This window comes from Collinsella aerofaciens (genome assembly GCF_040910185.1).
Taxonomy (GTDB): Bacteria; Actinomycetota; Coriobacteriia; order Coriobacteriales; family Coriobacteriaceae; genus Collinsella; species Collinsella aerofaciens_BF.
In genome coordinates this window covers 18738-33724 of sequence record NZ_JBDGBA010000009.1, presented here as the reverse complement: position 1 = coordinate 33724, position 14987 = coordinate 18738, and the positions used below count along the sequence as shown (strand labels likewise).

Below are 14987 nucleotides of genomic sequence, written 5' to 3'. Positions count from 1 at the left end.
GCACTTAATGTGCTTTCCGAGCGAGCCCAGGACCTGACCGAACGAAAAACTTACCCGCCTCGCCCGGCCAGGTCCGACGAGCCACGTTAACGAGCCGCCAAGATGGCGTCGATGAGCGTCAGTACGCCCCCGTCGTTGTTGCTCGGAATGCGCCACTTGGCGTGCGCGTTCATATGCTCCTCGGCATTGTCCACGATAAAGCTGTGACCAACGCGCTCCAGCATGGGGATGTCGTTGTACGTATCGCCCACGGCGGCGGCGTCGGCGATATCGATGCCCAGGTGCTCGCACAGGTGAGCGACGCCGGCGCCCTTGTCGACGCCCAGGTTCATAAAGTCGATCCACTCGCGCCCAGCGTTGGTGACGTAGAGCTTGTCCGAGAACTCGGGGCTATAGGTCTCGCGGAAAGCGGGCTCGGCGTCGTAGCCGGGGAAGAAGACCGAAATCTTGTTGGACTCGAAATCAATGCCATCAAAGCTGTCGACGTAGTTGATTGTGTTGTAGTAGACGCTGATCTCGTCGTGGTATTGATGGTCGCGGGCAAGCACGTAGAACTCGTCGAAGCAGCAAAGGACGGGGACAGCGCGCGGATCCTCCGAGGCACGGCTCAAGACCTGCTGATACAGCTCCACGTCAATAGTGCTCTTATAGATATAGCTGCCGCGATAGATCACGCACGCTCCGTTGTCGGGACAAAAGGCGAGGCGGTTCTTGACGCCCTCGAACATCTCCTCGAGCTTGGGGGCGGGACGTCCGCTGGCGGGGCAGAATACGATGTCGGCGTCGGCGAGCTTGTCCAGGCGCTCATCAAGACCCTGGGGCAGCACGCGCTCGTCGGTCAGCAGCGTCTTGTCCATGTCGACGGCGAGAATCTTAATGTTTCCGATATTGGCGTCCGATTCGTAAGTTTGCATAAAAGCGAGCCTTTCGTTTCGAGATTGTTTCAGACGTTATAACCATCAATTCGTAGTCGGGCGTATTTTCGCAGGAACGGAGCGTATTTGCACCACGCTTCACAAAGTAATGAAAAAACTTTTCAGAAATTTGAATTTGTCGCTTGTGCTGCGGGCACTTTAGCGTAATATAGCGACCATCGAAAACGGAGACGGAAAAACAACCGCTTACCGAGGAAAAGGCACCGTTTACGATATTAGAATTGCGCCCGGCGATAGGTGAAAGGAGAGGCAGATGCAGTTCGTAAAGATCATCACCACTGCAGACAATGCCATCCGACGCCAGCGCGCAATTTCCCGACGACGATAACAATCGTCTCTGTCCGCATGGGGCGAATTGCCTCAACAGAGTCATTTTGAGGTCGTTGGGTTTTAGCACGACATTGCTGCATGTTTCTAGGGCATGTATGTGCTGATTTTTGCTATTTAACCTGATATTGCACGGTATATGACCTTGAAATGACTTGCAACTGACCGATGTTCTAACTAGCTACCAAGGGCGAAAGGAAACAGCCATGAGCAAGGAAAAAGTCGTTCTCGCATATTCCGGTGGTCTTGATACATCCGTATGTGTCAAGTGGCTCCAGGACGAGAAGAATCTCGATGTCGTTTGCGTCTGCGGCAACGTGGGCCAGGAAGAGACCGGACTGGATGCCAAGAAGCAGAAGGCGCTCGACCTGGGCGTTCTCGATTGCCAGGTACTCGACCTGCGCGACGAGTTCTCCGATGAGTTCCTGACTAAGGCCATCGCCGCAAACTCCATGTACGAGAACAAGTATCCGCTGCTCTCCGCCCTGTCTCGCCCGCTGCTTGCCAAGAAGCTTGTTGAGGTCGCCCACGAGTTTGGCGCGACCTACGTCGCCCACGGCTGCACCGGCAAGGGTAACGACCAGGTCCGTTTTGAGGCCGCCGTCAAGGCCCTCGACCCCGAGCTCAAGGTTATCGCCCCGGTTCGCGAGTGGGACCTGAAGTGCCGTCCCGACGAGGTCGCCTATGCCCACGCCCACAACGTGCCGGTTCCCGAGGGTGCCAACGACAACCCCTACTCCATCGACGACAACCTGTGGGGTCGTGCCATTGAGTGCGGTCACCTGGAGGATCCCTGGAACGAGCCGCTCGACGACGCTTGGGTTATGACCAAGAACCCCGAGGACACGCCGGACACCCCGACCTACACCGAGATTGAGTTTGAGGCCGGCAAGCCCGTTGCCGTCGACGGCAAGAAGATGAAGCTCTCCGAGATCGTCATCGCCCTCAACAAGATCTCCGGCGACAACGGCTTTGGTCGCCTGGACCTGGTCGAGGATCGTCTGGTGGGCCTCAAGAGCCGCGAGTGCTATGAGGTTCCCGGCGCCCTGACACTCATCACCGCCCACAAGGCGCTTGAGGACATTTGCGTCGAGGGCGACCTGCTCAAGGCCAAGATTAAGCTCGAGCAGGATTGGGCCACCGCCGTGTACAACGGCCAGTGGTACAGCCCGCTCAAAAGCGCGCTCGACGCCTTTATGGCCGACACCCAGAAGTTCGTGACCGGCACCGTCCGTCTGAAGTTCTTTAAGGGCAACTGCCATGTCGTCGGCCGCAAGAGCCCCTTCAGCCTCTACGACTACGGTCTGGCTACCTACGACCGCGACACCACGTTTGACGAGAAGGCCAGCGCCGGCTTTATCGAGATCGATACGCTGTCGCTCAAGACGTGGGCAAAGGTCCAGGGTCCCAGCTCCGCCGCCGCCCAGGCCTAGCGCCTCCTTCCCTTGGTATCCGCGCGGCCCATCCGCGTGATACAAAACGGGCGCACGGGGTCCCTACCTTTCGTTATGCTTGCTGACACTTCTTAACATCGGTGGCCCCTACGTTCCGCCCGCATATATGATGCCGCGTCCGCGGCTGATTCCGAGCCCCGCCGGGGTTGTCCGGCGGGGCTCCTTCTATCAATTGGGCGGCTCTGCGCCTATATATATGAGGAGTATCCATTATGTTCAATGCTGTCGCGCATGCCTTACTTGCCCTCGCGCCCGAGTTCGATGCTGCAAAGGTCGAGGATGTTCCTATGAGCCTGAAGGCCTGGATCGATGGTTCGCAAGGCAACATCCGGAGGGGGACGTTGGGCGCCAAGTGCCTGGTGCGTCACTTCTTTGCAAATTAGCTACATTGCCCCGCGCACGGTGGGGAATGTGTAAAACTAGCGGTTGAAAAATCGCTTTAGCGACATGGCGCATTGCGCTGGGCGCTTGTTTTGGTATTCGGAGAAAGGGGACGGTTCCATGGCTCTTTGGGGCGGTCGTTTTGAGGCGGGCGTGGCCGAGGTCACGCAGGAGTTTGGCGCGTCGCTGCCGGTCGACAAACATCTCTATAAGCAGGATATCGCCGGCTCTAAGGCGCATGCCAAGATGCTGGCGGCCCAGGGCATCATCAGTGCCGAGGATGAGCAGGCGATTGCCGAGGGCCTGACCGGAATCGAACAGGATATCGATGCCGGCAACTTCACCTTCGATATCAACGATGAGGACATTCATATGTCTATCGAGAGCGAGCTGACGCGCCGCATCGGCGAGGCCGGTAAGCGCTTGCATACCGGGCGTTCGCGCAACGACCAGGTGGCGACCGATACGCGCCTGGGCGTCAAGGCGCTGGCCAGGGAGCTCATGGAGGCCAATCTTGAGTTGCGCCATGTGCTGGTGGATGCGGCCAAGAAGTACGACAAGGTGATTCTGCCGGGCTACACGCACATGCAGCATGCTCAGCCCGTGCTGCTGTCGCATCATCTGCTGGCGTATTCCTGGATGTTCGCGCGCGACTTTACACGCTTGAAGGCCGCCTTTGATGCCGCCGACAACTGCCCGCTGGGCGCTGCCGCGCTTGCCGGTACGAGCTATCCGCTCGATCGTCAGATGACGGCTGCCGAACTTGGCTTTGCGGGTGTGATTCCCAACTCGCTCGATGCGGTTTCCGACCGTGATTTCCTGCTCGATCTGCATTATGCCGGCTCCGTCATGGCCATGCACCTGTCGCGTCTTTCCGAGGAGATCGTGCTGTGGTCGAGCTCCGAATTTGGCTTTATCACGCTTTCCGACTCGTACTCCACCGGCTCGTCCATCATGCCGCAGAAGAAGAATCCCGACTTTGCCGAGCTTATCCGCGGCAAGAGTGGCCGAGTCTATGGCAACCTGGTGCAGTTGCTCGTGACCATGAAGGGGCTGCCGCTGGCCTATAACAAGGACTTGCAGGAGGACAAGGAGGGTGCGCTCGATACCGCTCACACGCTCATGCAGTGCCTGTCGGTTATGGCCGGTATGATTTCGACTTGGACCGTCAACGAGGATGCCATGGCGCGCGAGTGCGGCGTGGGGCACCTTGCCGCCACCGATGTTGCCGATTATCTGGCTAAGCGTGGTCTGCCGTTCCGCGAGGCGCATGCCGTGGTGGGCCATCTGGTCCTGATGTGTGAGAAGCGCGGCTGCAATCTTGAGGACCTGCCGTTTGAGGTATTCCAGGAGGCAAGCCCGCTCTTTGAGCGCGATATTACCGAGGCGCTCGACATCCCGTCGATTGTCGCCGCGCGCACGACCGAGGGCGGCACCGCTCCTGCCGCCGTTGCCGTGCAGCTGCAGCGTGTCGAGGCACAGCTCGTGGCCGATGAGGGCGTGTTTAGCTCGCTGACCAAGGTCGTCGAGATGGGTCACGGGGCAAAGTAGAGGTTTGGCTGAAGCCGTTTTGGCCATGTATTGATAAATCGGTTTTGCTTTACGGACGTCTGCTGATGTGGGCGTCCGTATTTTGTTGCTATGGGGGAGGGGCTTGTCGAGAACTTCTGTAGGACCTTTGGGCAGGTTGTGAAGGGGGTACGTTTGCGCGTGGCAACCGACCGCCTGCTCTGTTCGATGCGGTTGACGGGCGGTCGGATGGTACTCTAATCGGGCTGCGAAACAGAAGTGACACATATGGAGCGCTTTAATAAATTGCAGCGTTTCAATAAACAGCTTTTTGTTTAACTGCAGCTAAAACTCTGTTACGATGCAGTCCAGGCGGGTGCCGGAATGGGACTTGGGCACGCGCGAACCTACTTGAAAGGCTACCTTATGGCTATCGAGAAGACCTTCATCATGATTAAGCCCGACGCCGTGCGCGACCGTAAGATCGGCGAGATCGTTGCTCGCATTGAGCGCAGCGGTCTTGTCATCGAGCGCATGGAGATGACCACGCTCGAGCGCGCTACCGTCGAGGAGCACTACGCCCATCTGGCCGACAAGCCCTTCTTTGGCGGTCTTTGCGACTTTATGACGAGCGGTCCGGTCGTCAAGATGGTCGTTTCCGGTCTCTCCGCTGTTGCTAAGATGCGCACCCTCATGGGCGCTACTAATCCGCTTGACGCTGCTCCTGGTACCATCCGCGGCGACTTTGCCGTCGATGTCAACGCCAACGTGATCCACGGCTCCGACTGCCTGGAGAACGCCGAGATTGAGATCAAGCGCTTCTTTGGCTAAACCAGCTTTGACTCCTTAAAGCTGTTAGCGTGTGGCTTGGGCGCCGCGGAACTCCATCCGCGGCGTCCTTTTATTCCAAAATCTATGAAGGGGCCCGCTCGGTCATGAGTTCCGAGCGGGCCCCTGCTGTTAGCTTGTGGCACTGAGTGGTTTAGGCCTCGTCGACGACCTTGAGGCCGCGCGTGTGGTCGATCTCGTTGAGGAGGTTAACGCGACGCTCGTGACGACCGCCCTCAAACTCGGCGTCGAGCCACTCGTCGACAATCATCTTGGCGAGCTCGGAGCCCACGACGCGAGCACCAAAGGCGAGCACGTTGGTGTTGTTGTGCATGCGCGAGAACTTGGCGCTGAAGGGTTCGGAGCACACGACGGCGCGTACGCCCTCGACCTTGTTGGCAGCCAGGCTAATCCCGACACCGGTTCCACAGATGAGGATGCCCAGGTCGACGTCGCCGTTGGCAACGGCCTTACCCACCTTGTAGCCGGCGATGGGGTAGTCAAAGCTCTCGGAGGTGTCGGTGCCAAAGTTCACGACCTCGCAGCCGCGCTCCTTCAGGTGCTCGGAAATGATGTTCTTGAGCTCGACGGCGGCGTGGTCGTTACCGATACCGATCTTCATGGATGGTTCCTCTCTTGTCTGTGCGGTGCAAATGCTAAAGGTGTTTACCGCGTTCGACTGCATGATAGCGCGACTTTTGCGTAAACGCTCGAGCGTTTTTTGGTCAAACGCTTTAGCATGCGACAAGACCGGTTTCTCATGAATGAATGCCGTCAGTTTGCGCCTGAATGCCGTCTACCGGAACCTGGGTTGCGGATTTTGATGCATTGTTATCAAATAAAAGAGCTAATTATTATTGAGAGCCCAGCCCGTTATACAAGTAGGAGATACCTATGCCTGCCGATTCCCTTCGTGATGCCGCGTTTTGCGATGTTTTGAACCGCGAGCTTGTCTGCGCGCTCGGCTGTACCGAGCCCATTGCCGTTGCCTATGCAGCGGCACTGGCGAGCCAGACGCTCGGTTGCGAGCCCGATCATATGGATGTTGCCTGCTCGGGCAACATCATCAAGAACGTCAAGAGCGTGACCGTGCCCAACTCGGGCGGTATGCACGGTATTGAGGCCGCGGCCGTGCTGGGTGCCGTGGGCGGCGACGCTAAGAGCGCGCTCGAGGTGCTCGAGAGCGTTAACGATGAAGACCGCGCTCGCGTGGCCGAGCTCCTCGCCGACGCCGGCTACTGCGATGTGTCGCTTGTCGAAGGTGTGCCCAACCTCTACATCAAGGTGACTGCGACGGCCGGGGGCCATACCGCGGTCGTCGAGATTACCGATCACCACACTAATGTCACGTGCCATACGCTCGATGGTATTCCGGTATGCGGCAAGTCGGCGGGGGAGTGTGCCGCCTGCGCCGAGCGCGTGGTGGCCGAGCGTGCGGCGGATAAGGCCGATGCCCCTATGAGCATTGAGTCCATCATCGACTTTATCGAGGACGGTGACATTGAGGACGCCCGCGCTGCCGTTGAGCGTCAGATTGAGCTGAATGGCGCAATCAGTGCCGAGGGCCTTGCGCACGCTTGGGGCGCCGAGGTGGGTCGTACGCTGCTGGGTGCTCGTGCCGATGACGTCGCCTGCCGTGCCCGTGCCCGTGCGGCCGCCGGGTCCGACGCCCGCATGAACGGCTGCGCGCTGCCGGTCGCCATTGTGTGCGGCTCGGGCAATCAGGGCATTACCTGCGCATTGCCCGTCATGGAGTATGCCGAGTACCTGCGTTGCGACCACGAGCGCCTGGTGCGCGCCGTGATGCTGTCCGATCTTATCGCCGTGCATATCAAGAGCTATATTGGTGCGCTCTCGGCGTTTTGCGGTGCTATTTGCGCCGCGTGCGGCGCCGGCGCTGCGATTACCTGGCTGTGCGGTGGCACGCGCGAGCAGATTGGCGCGACGGTCTCGAATACGCTCGGTAACGTGGGCGGCATCGTGTGCGATGGCGCCAAGGCGAGTTGCGCGGCTAAGATTTCCGCTGCCGTTGATGCTGCGATTCTGGGCCACGATATGGCCATGCAGGGCCGCGGCTTCCGCGCCGGCGAGGGTCTCATTCAGGATACCGTCGAGCAGACGATTGCCAGCATGGGCTACGTGGGCCGCGTGGGCATGAAGGACACCGACATCGAGATCCTCAACATCATGATCGGTAAAACCCAGGTGTGCTAGTTACGCGGTTTTACCAAACCGCGTAACCAGTCGACGCTGCAAACGCCCCTAAGCGGCAATCTGCCTTTCAATCGTCGGGCATGGCCAGAAGGCCTATGCCCTCCTCTTTCAAGGCACATTGCTCGCTTAGGGGCATTTTCGCTGACTCATGCTCAACCTGCGGCGCTATTTTGTTTGGAGCGAGGGGTCCTATGACAGTTCGTCGGCTATTCGGTGCTCGTAGAAGGCTTCGATTACGGCGTTAAAGTCGCGGGCGAAGTCTTCCATGGTTCCGCGCCAGGTGGCTCGGCTGGGCTTGCCCTGGCCCACAAAGGCGGTTTGGATGCCGCAATCGGGGGACGGGAAGTCGCGTTTGGGATCGTTGCCAACCATAAGGACCTCGTGCGGCTCGAGCCCCATCACCTGAAGCTGCTCTAGATAGTAGGTGGCATCGGGCTTGCAGCGGGTGGTGTTTCCCATGTGTGTGACGAGCTCAAAGGGAGCGTCGGCCAGGTCGCCCCAACCCATGCGGCACTCGATGGCGCCCTGGGGAAAGCTGGGGTTGGTAAAGAGCGCGCAGCGCAGCCCTGCGTCCTGTACGGCCTGGAGCGCGGCGTGCGCGCCCGGCATGGCGTGAGCGTTAATGACATCGTCGTTCTTGTACGGAAGAATTTCGCGGTCATAGTAGGTAAACGCCTCGTAGATGAGGGGATCGGAGAGGCAGATCCCGCATCGGCGCTCGACCTCTTCTTGGTAAAACTCAAGATTGGTGCGGTTGTCCGTGCCGCTGCGGCGATTGGCGTTGAGGTCGACCAGGATGGTGCCGAGGCGCGCCATCGTGCCACCGCGGCTGCGGCGCCCGATATCCGCGAGCATCGAAGAGACATCCTTAAAATAGCGAAGGATGAACGCGTTGAGGTTGATGCTAAGAAGCGTTTCGTCCATATCGAAAACGACTGCTTTGAGCACGCGGGCACCTTTCTCGAAAAATCGATCTAGAATCGTTGGCTCCGGATACTTTACCCCAAAGCCGAATGCCTGGCTGGTTATCGTCAAGTTGCGGAGACGTGTGTTCATAAGATTACGAAAAAGTCTCCACACGAGTAAAAAATCGCAGTTCACGCTTGAAATCGAACTCATTTCCCCGTAACCTATACGAACGTGATTGCATAAGCGTCACATTAGTATCTGTCGGCTCCCGAGTGTTCCTAAACGTTGTGTGCTTGTCGCACCCTTCTGTAGGTCCTAGCAATCGGGGCCCCGTAGTTCGAAAGGGGTCCACCTTTGAGTGAGATTCAGAACTCGTCCATTTTCTCTCTTGACGATGTCAACGAGGAGGAGATGAACAACCTCATCGACGGTACGATTACCGACTTTGATGAGGGCGATCTCGTTAACGGCACTGTCGTTAAGATCGAGCATGACGAGGTGCTCGTTGACATCGGATTCAAGTCCGAGGGCGTTATCCCGGTCCGCGAGCTGTCCATCCGCAAGGACGCTAACCCTGCAGACATCGTTGCACTCGGTGATCCCATCGAGGCTCTGGTTCTCCAGAAGGAGGACAAGGACGGTCGTCTGGTCCTGTCCAAGAAGCGTGCCGAGTACGAGCGTGCTTGGAACCGCATCGAGGAGAAGTTCAACTCCGGCGAGAACGTCGAGGGCGAGGTTATCGAGGTTGTCAAGGGCGGCCTGATCCTCGACATCGGCCTGCGTGGCTTCCTGCCTGCTTCCCTCGTCGACCTCCGTCGCGTCAAGGACCTCACCTCTTACATGGGCACCCGCATCGAGGCCCGCGTCATCGAGATGGACCGCAACCGCAACAACGTTGTCCTCTCCCGTCGCGTCGTGCTCGAGGAGTCCCGTAAGGCCGAGCGCTCCGAGATCCTGTCCAAGCTCAAGTCTGGCATGCGTCTCCAGGGCACCGTTTCCTCCATCGTCGACTTCGGCGCCTTCGTCGACCTCGGCGGTATCGACGGCCTCATCCACATCTCCGAGCTCTCTTGGAACCACGTCAACCATCCTTCCGAGGTTGTCAAGGTCGGCCAGGAGGTCGAGGTCGAGGTTCTCGACGTCGATCTCAACCGCGAGCGCATCTCCCTGGGTCTCAAGCAGACCACCGAGGATCCGTGGCGCGCACTGGTCAAGAAGTACCCCGTCGGCGCTATTGTCGAGGGCACTGTGACCAAGCTTGTCCCGTTCGGCGCTTTCGTCGACCTGGGCGAGGGCATCGAGGGCCTGGTGCACATCTCCGAGATGGCCAACAAGCACGTCGATCAGCCTTCTCAGGTCACCCACGTGGGCGACAAGGTTCAGGTCAAGGTCATGGAGATCGACCTCGACCGTCGTCGTATCTCCCTGTCCATGAAGTCCGCTGCTGAGACTCTGGGCGTCGAGATCGAGGTTACCCCGCTGCCTTCCGAGAAGAAGGACGAGGAGACCGACGCCGAGTAAATCGGTTTGACGATCACTTGTTTAAGGGATCCGTCCGCAATGGACGGGTCCCTTTTTGCATTTGCTTCTGATGCACGCGATGCTGCCCGTGCGCAATGCTGCCCGGGTTGTCTGTTTGCTATTGGGTTGTCGGTGCATGAAAAATGCCGACATCCCGCCTCGGGGAGGAGGCGGGAACACACCGAGTAGACGGAGGGGTGCGGAGCGCGGTCGCGTCTCGACTGACGACGTTGCCCATCGACAACCCTATTGTACTGCATGGCGTGGTTCTTGGTTTATCGTGTCGAACGCTTGTGTTGTGCCATTGCCTGCGGCAACGGTGTGCTACACTCTTGCACTGCTGAGTGGGCCAGACGGTCGCGCGATGTGCTGCTTGCAGCACGCGTGAGGAAAGTCCGGGCTCCAGAGGGCGGGATGCCGGCTAACGGCCGGGCGGAGTGATCCGACGGAAAGCGCCGCAGAAAAGAAGACTCCCACCTGCGCCGCAAGGCGTAAAGGGAAAAGCTGAAACGGTGGTGTAAGAGACCACCAGCGTCGTGGCAACACGGCGGCTTGGCAAGCCCCATCCGGAGCAAGCGCGAATAGGAACGCTATGGGCCGGCCCGGTCCGCGTTCGGGTAGCGTGCGTGGAGCTGCACGGTAACGTGCAGACAAGATAAATGACCGTTCACGACAGAACCCGGCTTATAGGCCCACTCAGCAACTATGTTGACGCTGCGACGGCATCAGCTGGCCGATTTGGCGCTCATTCGTCGGTCGCCGCCATAAGGCGTGCTCCCTCCTCTTTCGGGCCAAATCGACTCAGCTGACGCCGTCTTGCTGTTTTTCCTGGTCATCGGCAGCCTCATTTCTGTTGCAATCTCGTCTTTCAAGGCACCTTGCTCGCGCTGACGGGTTCTCGCTTTCGACGGCGTCAGCTGGCCGATTTGGCGCTCATTCGTCGGTCGCCGCCATAAGGCGTGCTCCCTCCTCTTTCGGGCCAAATCGACTCAGCTGACGCCGTCTCGCTGTTGGCGACGGCATCATTGGCGTTTCCGTTCTTGTTGGCGAGGGCAATGGTACTGCCTTTGCCGTATTATTGAGGCTGTTTGTTGCTTTGCTTGTTGTTGAGGGGCTTTGTTGGACAGCTATTTTACTCTGCAATCGAATATTGAGGCTTCGGGCGAGTTTGTGGACCGCAAGAGCCGGTTTATTGCCCAGCTGGTCCATATTGAGTCCGAGGATGAGGCGAATGCCTTTATCGAGATGGTTCGCAAACGTCATTACGACGCTCGACACAATGTTCCCGCGTGGATTTTGGTCGATGGACGCGAGCGCCAGAGCGATGATGGTGAGCCGAGCCGCACGAGCGGTATGCCGACGCTCGAGGTGTTGCGCGGCGCGGGGCTCAAAAATGTTTGCTGCGTAGTGACGCGCTATTTTGGTGGCACGCTGTTGGGGCCTGGTGGCTTGGTACGCGCCTATACCGCGGCGACGCAGGCGGCGGTGGCCGCGGCTCAGGAGGCCGGGCAGATCGTTGAGATGACAAGCGTCGTGCCGGTTGACGTGCATGTGGCCTATCCGCAGTACGAGCAGGTGCTTCGTTTGGCGCAGGATTCGGGTGCCAAGGTTTCGGATACCGATTACGCGGATGCCGTGACACTTCATTTGGTGTTTAAGGCGGGGGAGCAGGAGCCGTTTTGCGCTAAGATGCGCGAGCTTATGGCGGGGCGTGAGGAGATTGAGGTCGGAGCTCCCGAATTTGCCGAGTTCTAACGGCGACGGCCGGCGTGCTTTTGGATGGATCCAAAGCGCGCCGGCCGTCGTTTTACTGTTGCTGTCGATTACTCGGCGAGCTGCTTTAGCACATCGCAGGCGATCTCGATGGCATCGTCGATGCAGCCGGGGCAGCTGCGAAGCGGACCCTTGTCCGATCCGATACCCTTGAGCGTGCCGCAGACGGTCGTCGTGTTCTTCTCGCCAAAGCGCTTGGCGATTTCGCGCGACAGCTTGTAGGTCTGGCCCTTGGTCTTGGGGTTTTCCATGCCGTCGCTCATTACAAAGCCCATGATGGCCACGGCGCCCGAGATGGCGCCGCAGGTTTCGGTCATGCCGCCCATGCCGGCGCCAAAGCCCTCGGTGAGGGTAAAGGCGACCTGGGGGTCGAGCCCGACAGCGGGCGCGAGCGTGCAGGCGACGGCCTGGGCGCAGTTAAAGCCACGGGCGTGATATTCGGCAGCTTGAGCCTGACAGGCGGTGATGTCGAGCTGGGCCGTATCGATTTGCTTCATCGTTGTCTCCTTGGTCACGGTGTACCCGCCTATGGTACCCGTGACGGGGCATGTAATCATCGAGAGCTTCATGTATGCCTCGTTTTTATCTATCGAGCAAATGCCCAAAGCTTGAGATAAATACCCTGATCAATTTGTCCCATAACCTACCTTGGGGATGGGTTGAGAGGGGTGCGGGGTAGCGGTATCGTGAACCGAATAAAACGTAACCCAGGCAAGGGAGCTAGATATGAGCGAGCAGACCATCGGTACCACATGCGTTCAGGGCGGCTATCACCCGGGAGATGCCGAGCCGCGCCAGGTGCCCATCTACCAGTCCACCACGTGGAAGTACGACACGTCGGAGCATATGGGCAAGCTGTTTGACCTGGAGGAGTCGGGCTACTTCTACAGCCGCCTGCAGAACCCCACGTGCGATCTGGTTGCCGCCAAGATCTGCGAGATGGAGGGCGGTACCGCTGCGATGCTCACGAGCTCGGGCATGGCTGCGAACTTCCTCGCGATCTTTAACGTGGCCGGTGCCGGCGATCATGTGGTCGCTAGCTCTGCCATTTACGGCGGTACGTATAACCTGCTCGCCCACACCATGGAGCGCATGGGTCTGACCTGCACGTTCGTCGCCCCCGACTGCACCGATGAGGAGCTCGAGGCAGCCTTTGAGCCCAATACCAAGCTCGTCTTTGGCGAGACGATTGCCAACCCCGCCCTTGCCGTGCTCGATATTGAGCGCTTTGCCAAGGCCGCACATGACCACGGCGTGCCGCTGATGGTCGACAACACCTTCCCGACGCCCGTGATGTGCCGTCCCTTTGAGTGGGGTGCCGACATCGTTACGCACTCCACCACCAAGTACATGGATGGACATGCTGCCTACCTGGGCGGCGTGATCGTTGACCACGGCCAGTTTGACTGGATGGCTCATGCGGACAAGTTCCCGGGTCTTACCACGCCCGATGAGAGCTACCACGGCGTGACCTATGCCGAGAAGTTTGGTCGCGAGGGTGCCTTCATTACCAAGGCAACCGCTCAGCTCATGCGCGATCTTGGTCCTATGCAGAATCCGCAGGCGGCCTTCTTCCTGAACAGCTCGCTCGAGAGCCTGCATGTGCGCATGCCGCGTCATTGCGAGAACGGCCTGGCCGTTGCCAAGTTCCTGCAGAGCCATCCCAAGGTGCGCTTCGTGAGCTATCCGGGCCTGGAGGGCGATAAGTACTATGACATCGCTCAGAAGTACATGCCCAACGGTACCTGCGGCGTTGTGAGCTTTGGCTTTAACGGTGGTCGCGCGGCGGCCGAGACCTTTATGAAGAGCCTCAAGCTCGCCCAGATCGCCACGCACGTTGCCGACGCCCGCACTTGCTGCCTGCATCCTGCTAACGCTACGCATCGCCAGATGAACGACGAGGAACTCATCGCCTGCGGTATCTCCGCCGACATGGTGCGCCTGTCGTGCGGCCTCGAGGACACGGCCGATCTGATTGCCGACCTTGAGCAGGCGCTCGAGCAGTGCTAGGCTAGCGTTCGCATAAGGCGCCGATGCTGGCAGAAAGCTTCGGCGACCTTTAGTTCCGATTCCGTAGGCGGGACCCCAATCGCGACTGTTTACAGGCGATTGGGGCCCCGTTTTTGCGTTGGGCCACTCGAAAGGATGGATATGGAGAAAACCGCAGAGCAGCTGCGCCGCGAGCACATTGCCCTAGAGGGCGACACCCATGGCAAGAACAAGTGGGCGATTCTGTTTACCGTGCTCATCATGACGTTTATGGTGTGTCTGGATTCGACCGTCGTGACCGTGGCGCTGCCCGTGATGCAAAAGGAGCTGGGCGTGGGCCTCGATCGCATTCAGCTGGTAAGCTCGGTGTATCTGCTTGCGACTTGCGTGGCTATGTTGCCGTTTGGCCGTCTGGGCGACGTGCGCGGCAAGGTGAATGTGTTTCAGTTGGGCGTCATCGTCTTTTCGGTCGGTTCGCTGCTGTGCGGCCTTTCGGCCTCGCTCGAGGTTCTTATCCTGGCGCGCATTGTTCAGGGCGTCGGTTGCGCGGCGGCCATGGCTAACAACATGGGTATCATCACCGAGTCGTTTCCGGCGCGCGAACGAGGCCGTGCCATGGGTATTCTCGCGACCTTCGTGGCCCTCGGCATGATGTGCGGCCCCGTGCTCGGCGGCATGCTGGTGGCAAGCTTTCCCTGGGAGAGCATCTTCCTCATCAACCTGCCCATCGGCGTAATCTCGTTTATCGTGGGGCTCTACACGCTGCCGCACGTTAAGCCAGAGGCCGGCGAACGCCCCATGTCCCTGATCGAGGCTGCTCGTCGCTGCTTTGCAAATTCGGCCTTCACCATCAACCTTGCCTGCATGCTCATCGTGTTTGTTGGCATTGGCGCATCCGAGTTTATCCTGCCGTTCTATTTTCAGGACGCCCACGGCTTTGGTTCCGACATTTCCGGATTGCTCTTTTTGGCGCTGCCAATGGTGAATGCCTTTATCGGCCCGCTTTCGGGTACGGTTTCGGACCGTGTTGGCTGCGAGGGCCCCACGGCAGTCGGCCTGGGCGTGTACGTATGCGGTCTTTTTGCGGTAAGCACACTCGACGAGCATTCTTCCATCCCTGTGATCGTGTGCTGTGTCGCGTTTATGT

The 14987-nt window shown here is 59.0% G+C and carries 13 protein-coding genes and 1 other RNA gene; 10 read left to right on the top strand and 4 right to left on the bottom strand.

Going from position 1 to position 14987, the window contains the following annotated elements:
* Window positions 1–86 precede the first annotated feature (86 nt).
* Window positions 87–914: a Cof-type HAD-IIB family hydrolase gene (locus AB5Z54_RS05125; protein ID WP_152067739.1), complete on the bottom strand. Its 828-nt coding sequence runs from the start codon at window positions 912–914 to the stop codon at window positions 87–89.
* A 554-nt stretch (window positions 915–1468) separates the two neighbouring features.
* Here AB5Z54_RS05125 and AB5Z54_RS05120 point away from each other — a divergent pair.
* From AB5Z54_RS05120 to ndk, 4 genes are all read left to right on the top strand, one after another.
* On the top strand, window positions 1469–2695 hold the full coding sequence (locus AB5Z54_RS05120) for an argininosuccinate synthase (protein ID WP_368160648.1): 1227 nt from the start codon (window positions 1469–1471) through the stop codon (window positions 2693–2695).
* 233 nt (window positions 2696–2928) lie between these two features.
* Window positions 2929–3099 carry a hypothetical protein gene (locus AB5Z54_RS05115; RefSeq protein ID WP_346977171.1) on the top strand — a complete coding sequence of 57 codons (171 nt, stop codon included), beginning with the start codon at window positions 2929–2931 and terminating at the stop codon, window positions 3097–3099.
* A gap of 118 nt (window positions 3100–3217) precedes the next feature.
* Window positions 3218–4648 (top strand): argininosuccinate lyase, encoded by a 1431-nt coding sequence (argH, locus tag AB5Z54_RS05110; RefSeq protein ID WP_368136249.1) that lies wholly within the window; start codon window positions 3218–3220, stop codon window positions 4646–4648.
* Between the two features lie 384 nt (window positions 4649–5032).
* Window positions 5033–5437, top strand: a complete 405-nt coding sequence (ndk, locus tag AB5Z54_RS05105) for a nucleoside-diphosphate kinase (protein WP_006234152.1) — start codon at window positions 5033–5035, stop codon at window positions 5435–5437.
* A 151-nt stretch (window positions 5438–5588) separates the two neighbouring features.
* Here ndk and rpiB read toward each other — a convergent pair whose 3' ends face one another.
* Window positions 5589–6056 (bottom strand): ribose 5-phosphate isomerase B, encoded by a 468-nt coding sequence (rpiB, locus tag AB5Z54_RS05100; protein ID WP_368160646.1) that lies wholly within the window; start codon window positions 6054–6056, stop codon window positions 5589–5591.
* Window positions 6057–6328: 272 nt separating this feature from the next.
* Between rpiB and AB5Z54_RS05095 the strand changes: the two genes are divergently transcribed.
* The gene (locus tag AB5Z54_RS05095) at window positions 6329–7648 is read left to right on the top strand and encodes an L-cysteine desulfidase family protein (protein ID WP_215693666.1); all 1320 of its coding nucleotides are present in this window, start codon (window positions 6329–6331) and stop codon (window positions 7646–7648) included.
* 189 nt (window positions 7649–7837) lie between these two features.
* On the opposite strand, the gene AB5Z54_RS05090 is transcribed toward AB5Z54_RS05095, so the two are convergent.
* The gene (locus tag AB5Z54_RS05090; protein ID WP_368160643.1) at window positions 7838–8596 is read right to left on the bottom strand and encodes an HAD family hydrolase; all 759 of its coding nucleotides are present in this window, start codon (window positions 8594–8596) and stop codon (window positions 7838–7840) included.
* Window positions 8597–8911: 315 nt separating this feature from the next.
* Between AB5Z54_RS05090 and rpsA the strand changes: the two genes are divergently transcribed.
* The 3 genes from rpsA (at window position 8912) to AB5Z54_RS05075 (ending at window position 11833) form a co-directional block, all read left to right on the top strand.
* Window positions 8912–10078, top strand: a complete 1167-nt coding sequence (rpsA, locus tag AB5Z54_RS05085; RefSeq protein ID WP_022095232.1) for a 30S ribosomal protein S1 — start codon at window positions 8912–8914, stop codon at window positions 10076–10078.
* Between the two features lie 341 nt (window positions 10079–10419).
* An RNA gene (gene rnpB / locus AB5Z54_RS05080) (RNase P RNA component class A) lies at window positions 10420–10781 on the top strand.
* Window positions 10782–11194: 413 nt separating this feature from the next.
* Window positions 11195–11833: a YigZ family protein gene (locus tag AB5Z54_RS05075; RefSeq protein ID WP_199411510.1), complete on the top strand. Its 639-nt coding sequence runs from the start codon at window positions 11195–11197 to the stop codon at window positions 11831–11833.
* A 68-nt stretch (window positions 11834–11901) separates the two neighbouring features.
* On the opposite strand, the gene AB5Z54_RS05070 is transcribed toward AB5Z54_RS05075, so the two are convergent.
* Complete coding sequence (locus AB5Z54_RS05070) at window positions 11902–12348, bottom strand: C-GCAxxG-C-C family protein (RefSeq protein WP_329737890.1); 447 nt, start codon at window positions 12346–12348, stop codon at window positions 11902–11904.
* Window positions 12349–12577: 229 nt separating this feature from the next.
* Here AB5Z54_RS05070 and AB5Z54_RS05065 point away from each other — a divergent pair, with 229 nt between their 5' ends.
* Together AB5Z54_RS05065 and AB5Z54_RS05060 are read left to right on the top strand one after the other, a co-directional pair.
* Window positions 12578–13861, top strand: a complete 1284-nt coding sequence (locus AB5Z54_RS05065; RefSeq protein ID WP_161144717.1) for an O-acetylhomoserine aminocarboxypropyltransferase/cysteine synthase family protein — start codon at window positions 12578–12580, stop codon at window positions 13859–13861.
* A 141-nt stretch (window positions 13862–14002) separates the two neighbouring features.
* Window positions 14003–14987 (top strand): MFS transporter (locus AB5Z54_RS05060; protein ID WP_368160639.1); only part of this gene is annotated, 985 nt, incomplete at its 3' end.

Excerpts from the sequence above, each read along its gene's own strand:
- AB5Z54_RS05125 (WP_152067739.1), bottom strand. The coding sequence starts at position 914 with ATGCAAACTTACGAATCGGACGCCAATATCGGAAACATTAAGATTCTC.
- AB5Z54_RS05120 (WP_368160648.1), top strand. The coding sequence starts at position 1,469 with ATGAGCAAGGAAAAAGTCGTTCTCGCATATTCCGGTGGTCTTGATACA.
- AB5Z54_RS05115 (WP_346977171.1), top strand. The coding sequence starts at position 2,929 with ATGTTCAATGCTGTCGCGCATGCCTTACTTGCCCTCGCGCCCGAGTTC.
- argH (WP_368136249.1), top strand. The coding sequence starts at position 3,218 with ATGGCTCTTTGGGGCGGTCGTTTTGAGGCGGGCGTGGCCGAGGTCACG.
- ndk (WP_006234152.1), top strand. The coding sequence starts at position 5,033 with ATGGCTATCGAGAAGACCTTCATCATGATTAAGCCCGACGCCGTGCGC.
- rpiB (WP_368160646.1), bottom strand. The coding sequence starts at position 6,056 with ATGAAGATCGGTATCGGTAACGACCACGCCGCCGTCGAGCTCAAGAAC.
- AB5Z54_RS05095 (WP_215693666.1), top strand. The coding sequence starts at position 6,329 with ATGCCTGCCGATTCCCTTCGTGATGCCGCGTTTTGCGATGTTTTGAAC.
- AB5Z54_RS05070 (WP_329737890.1), bottom strand. The coding sequence starts at position 12,348 with ATGAAGCAAATCGATACGGCCCAGCTCGACATCACCGCCTGTCAGGCT.
- AB5Z54_RS05065 (WP_161144717.1), top strand. The coding sequence starts at position 12,578 with ATGAGCGAGCAGACCATCGGTACCACATGCGTTCAGGGCGGCTATCAC.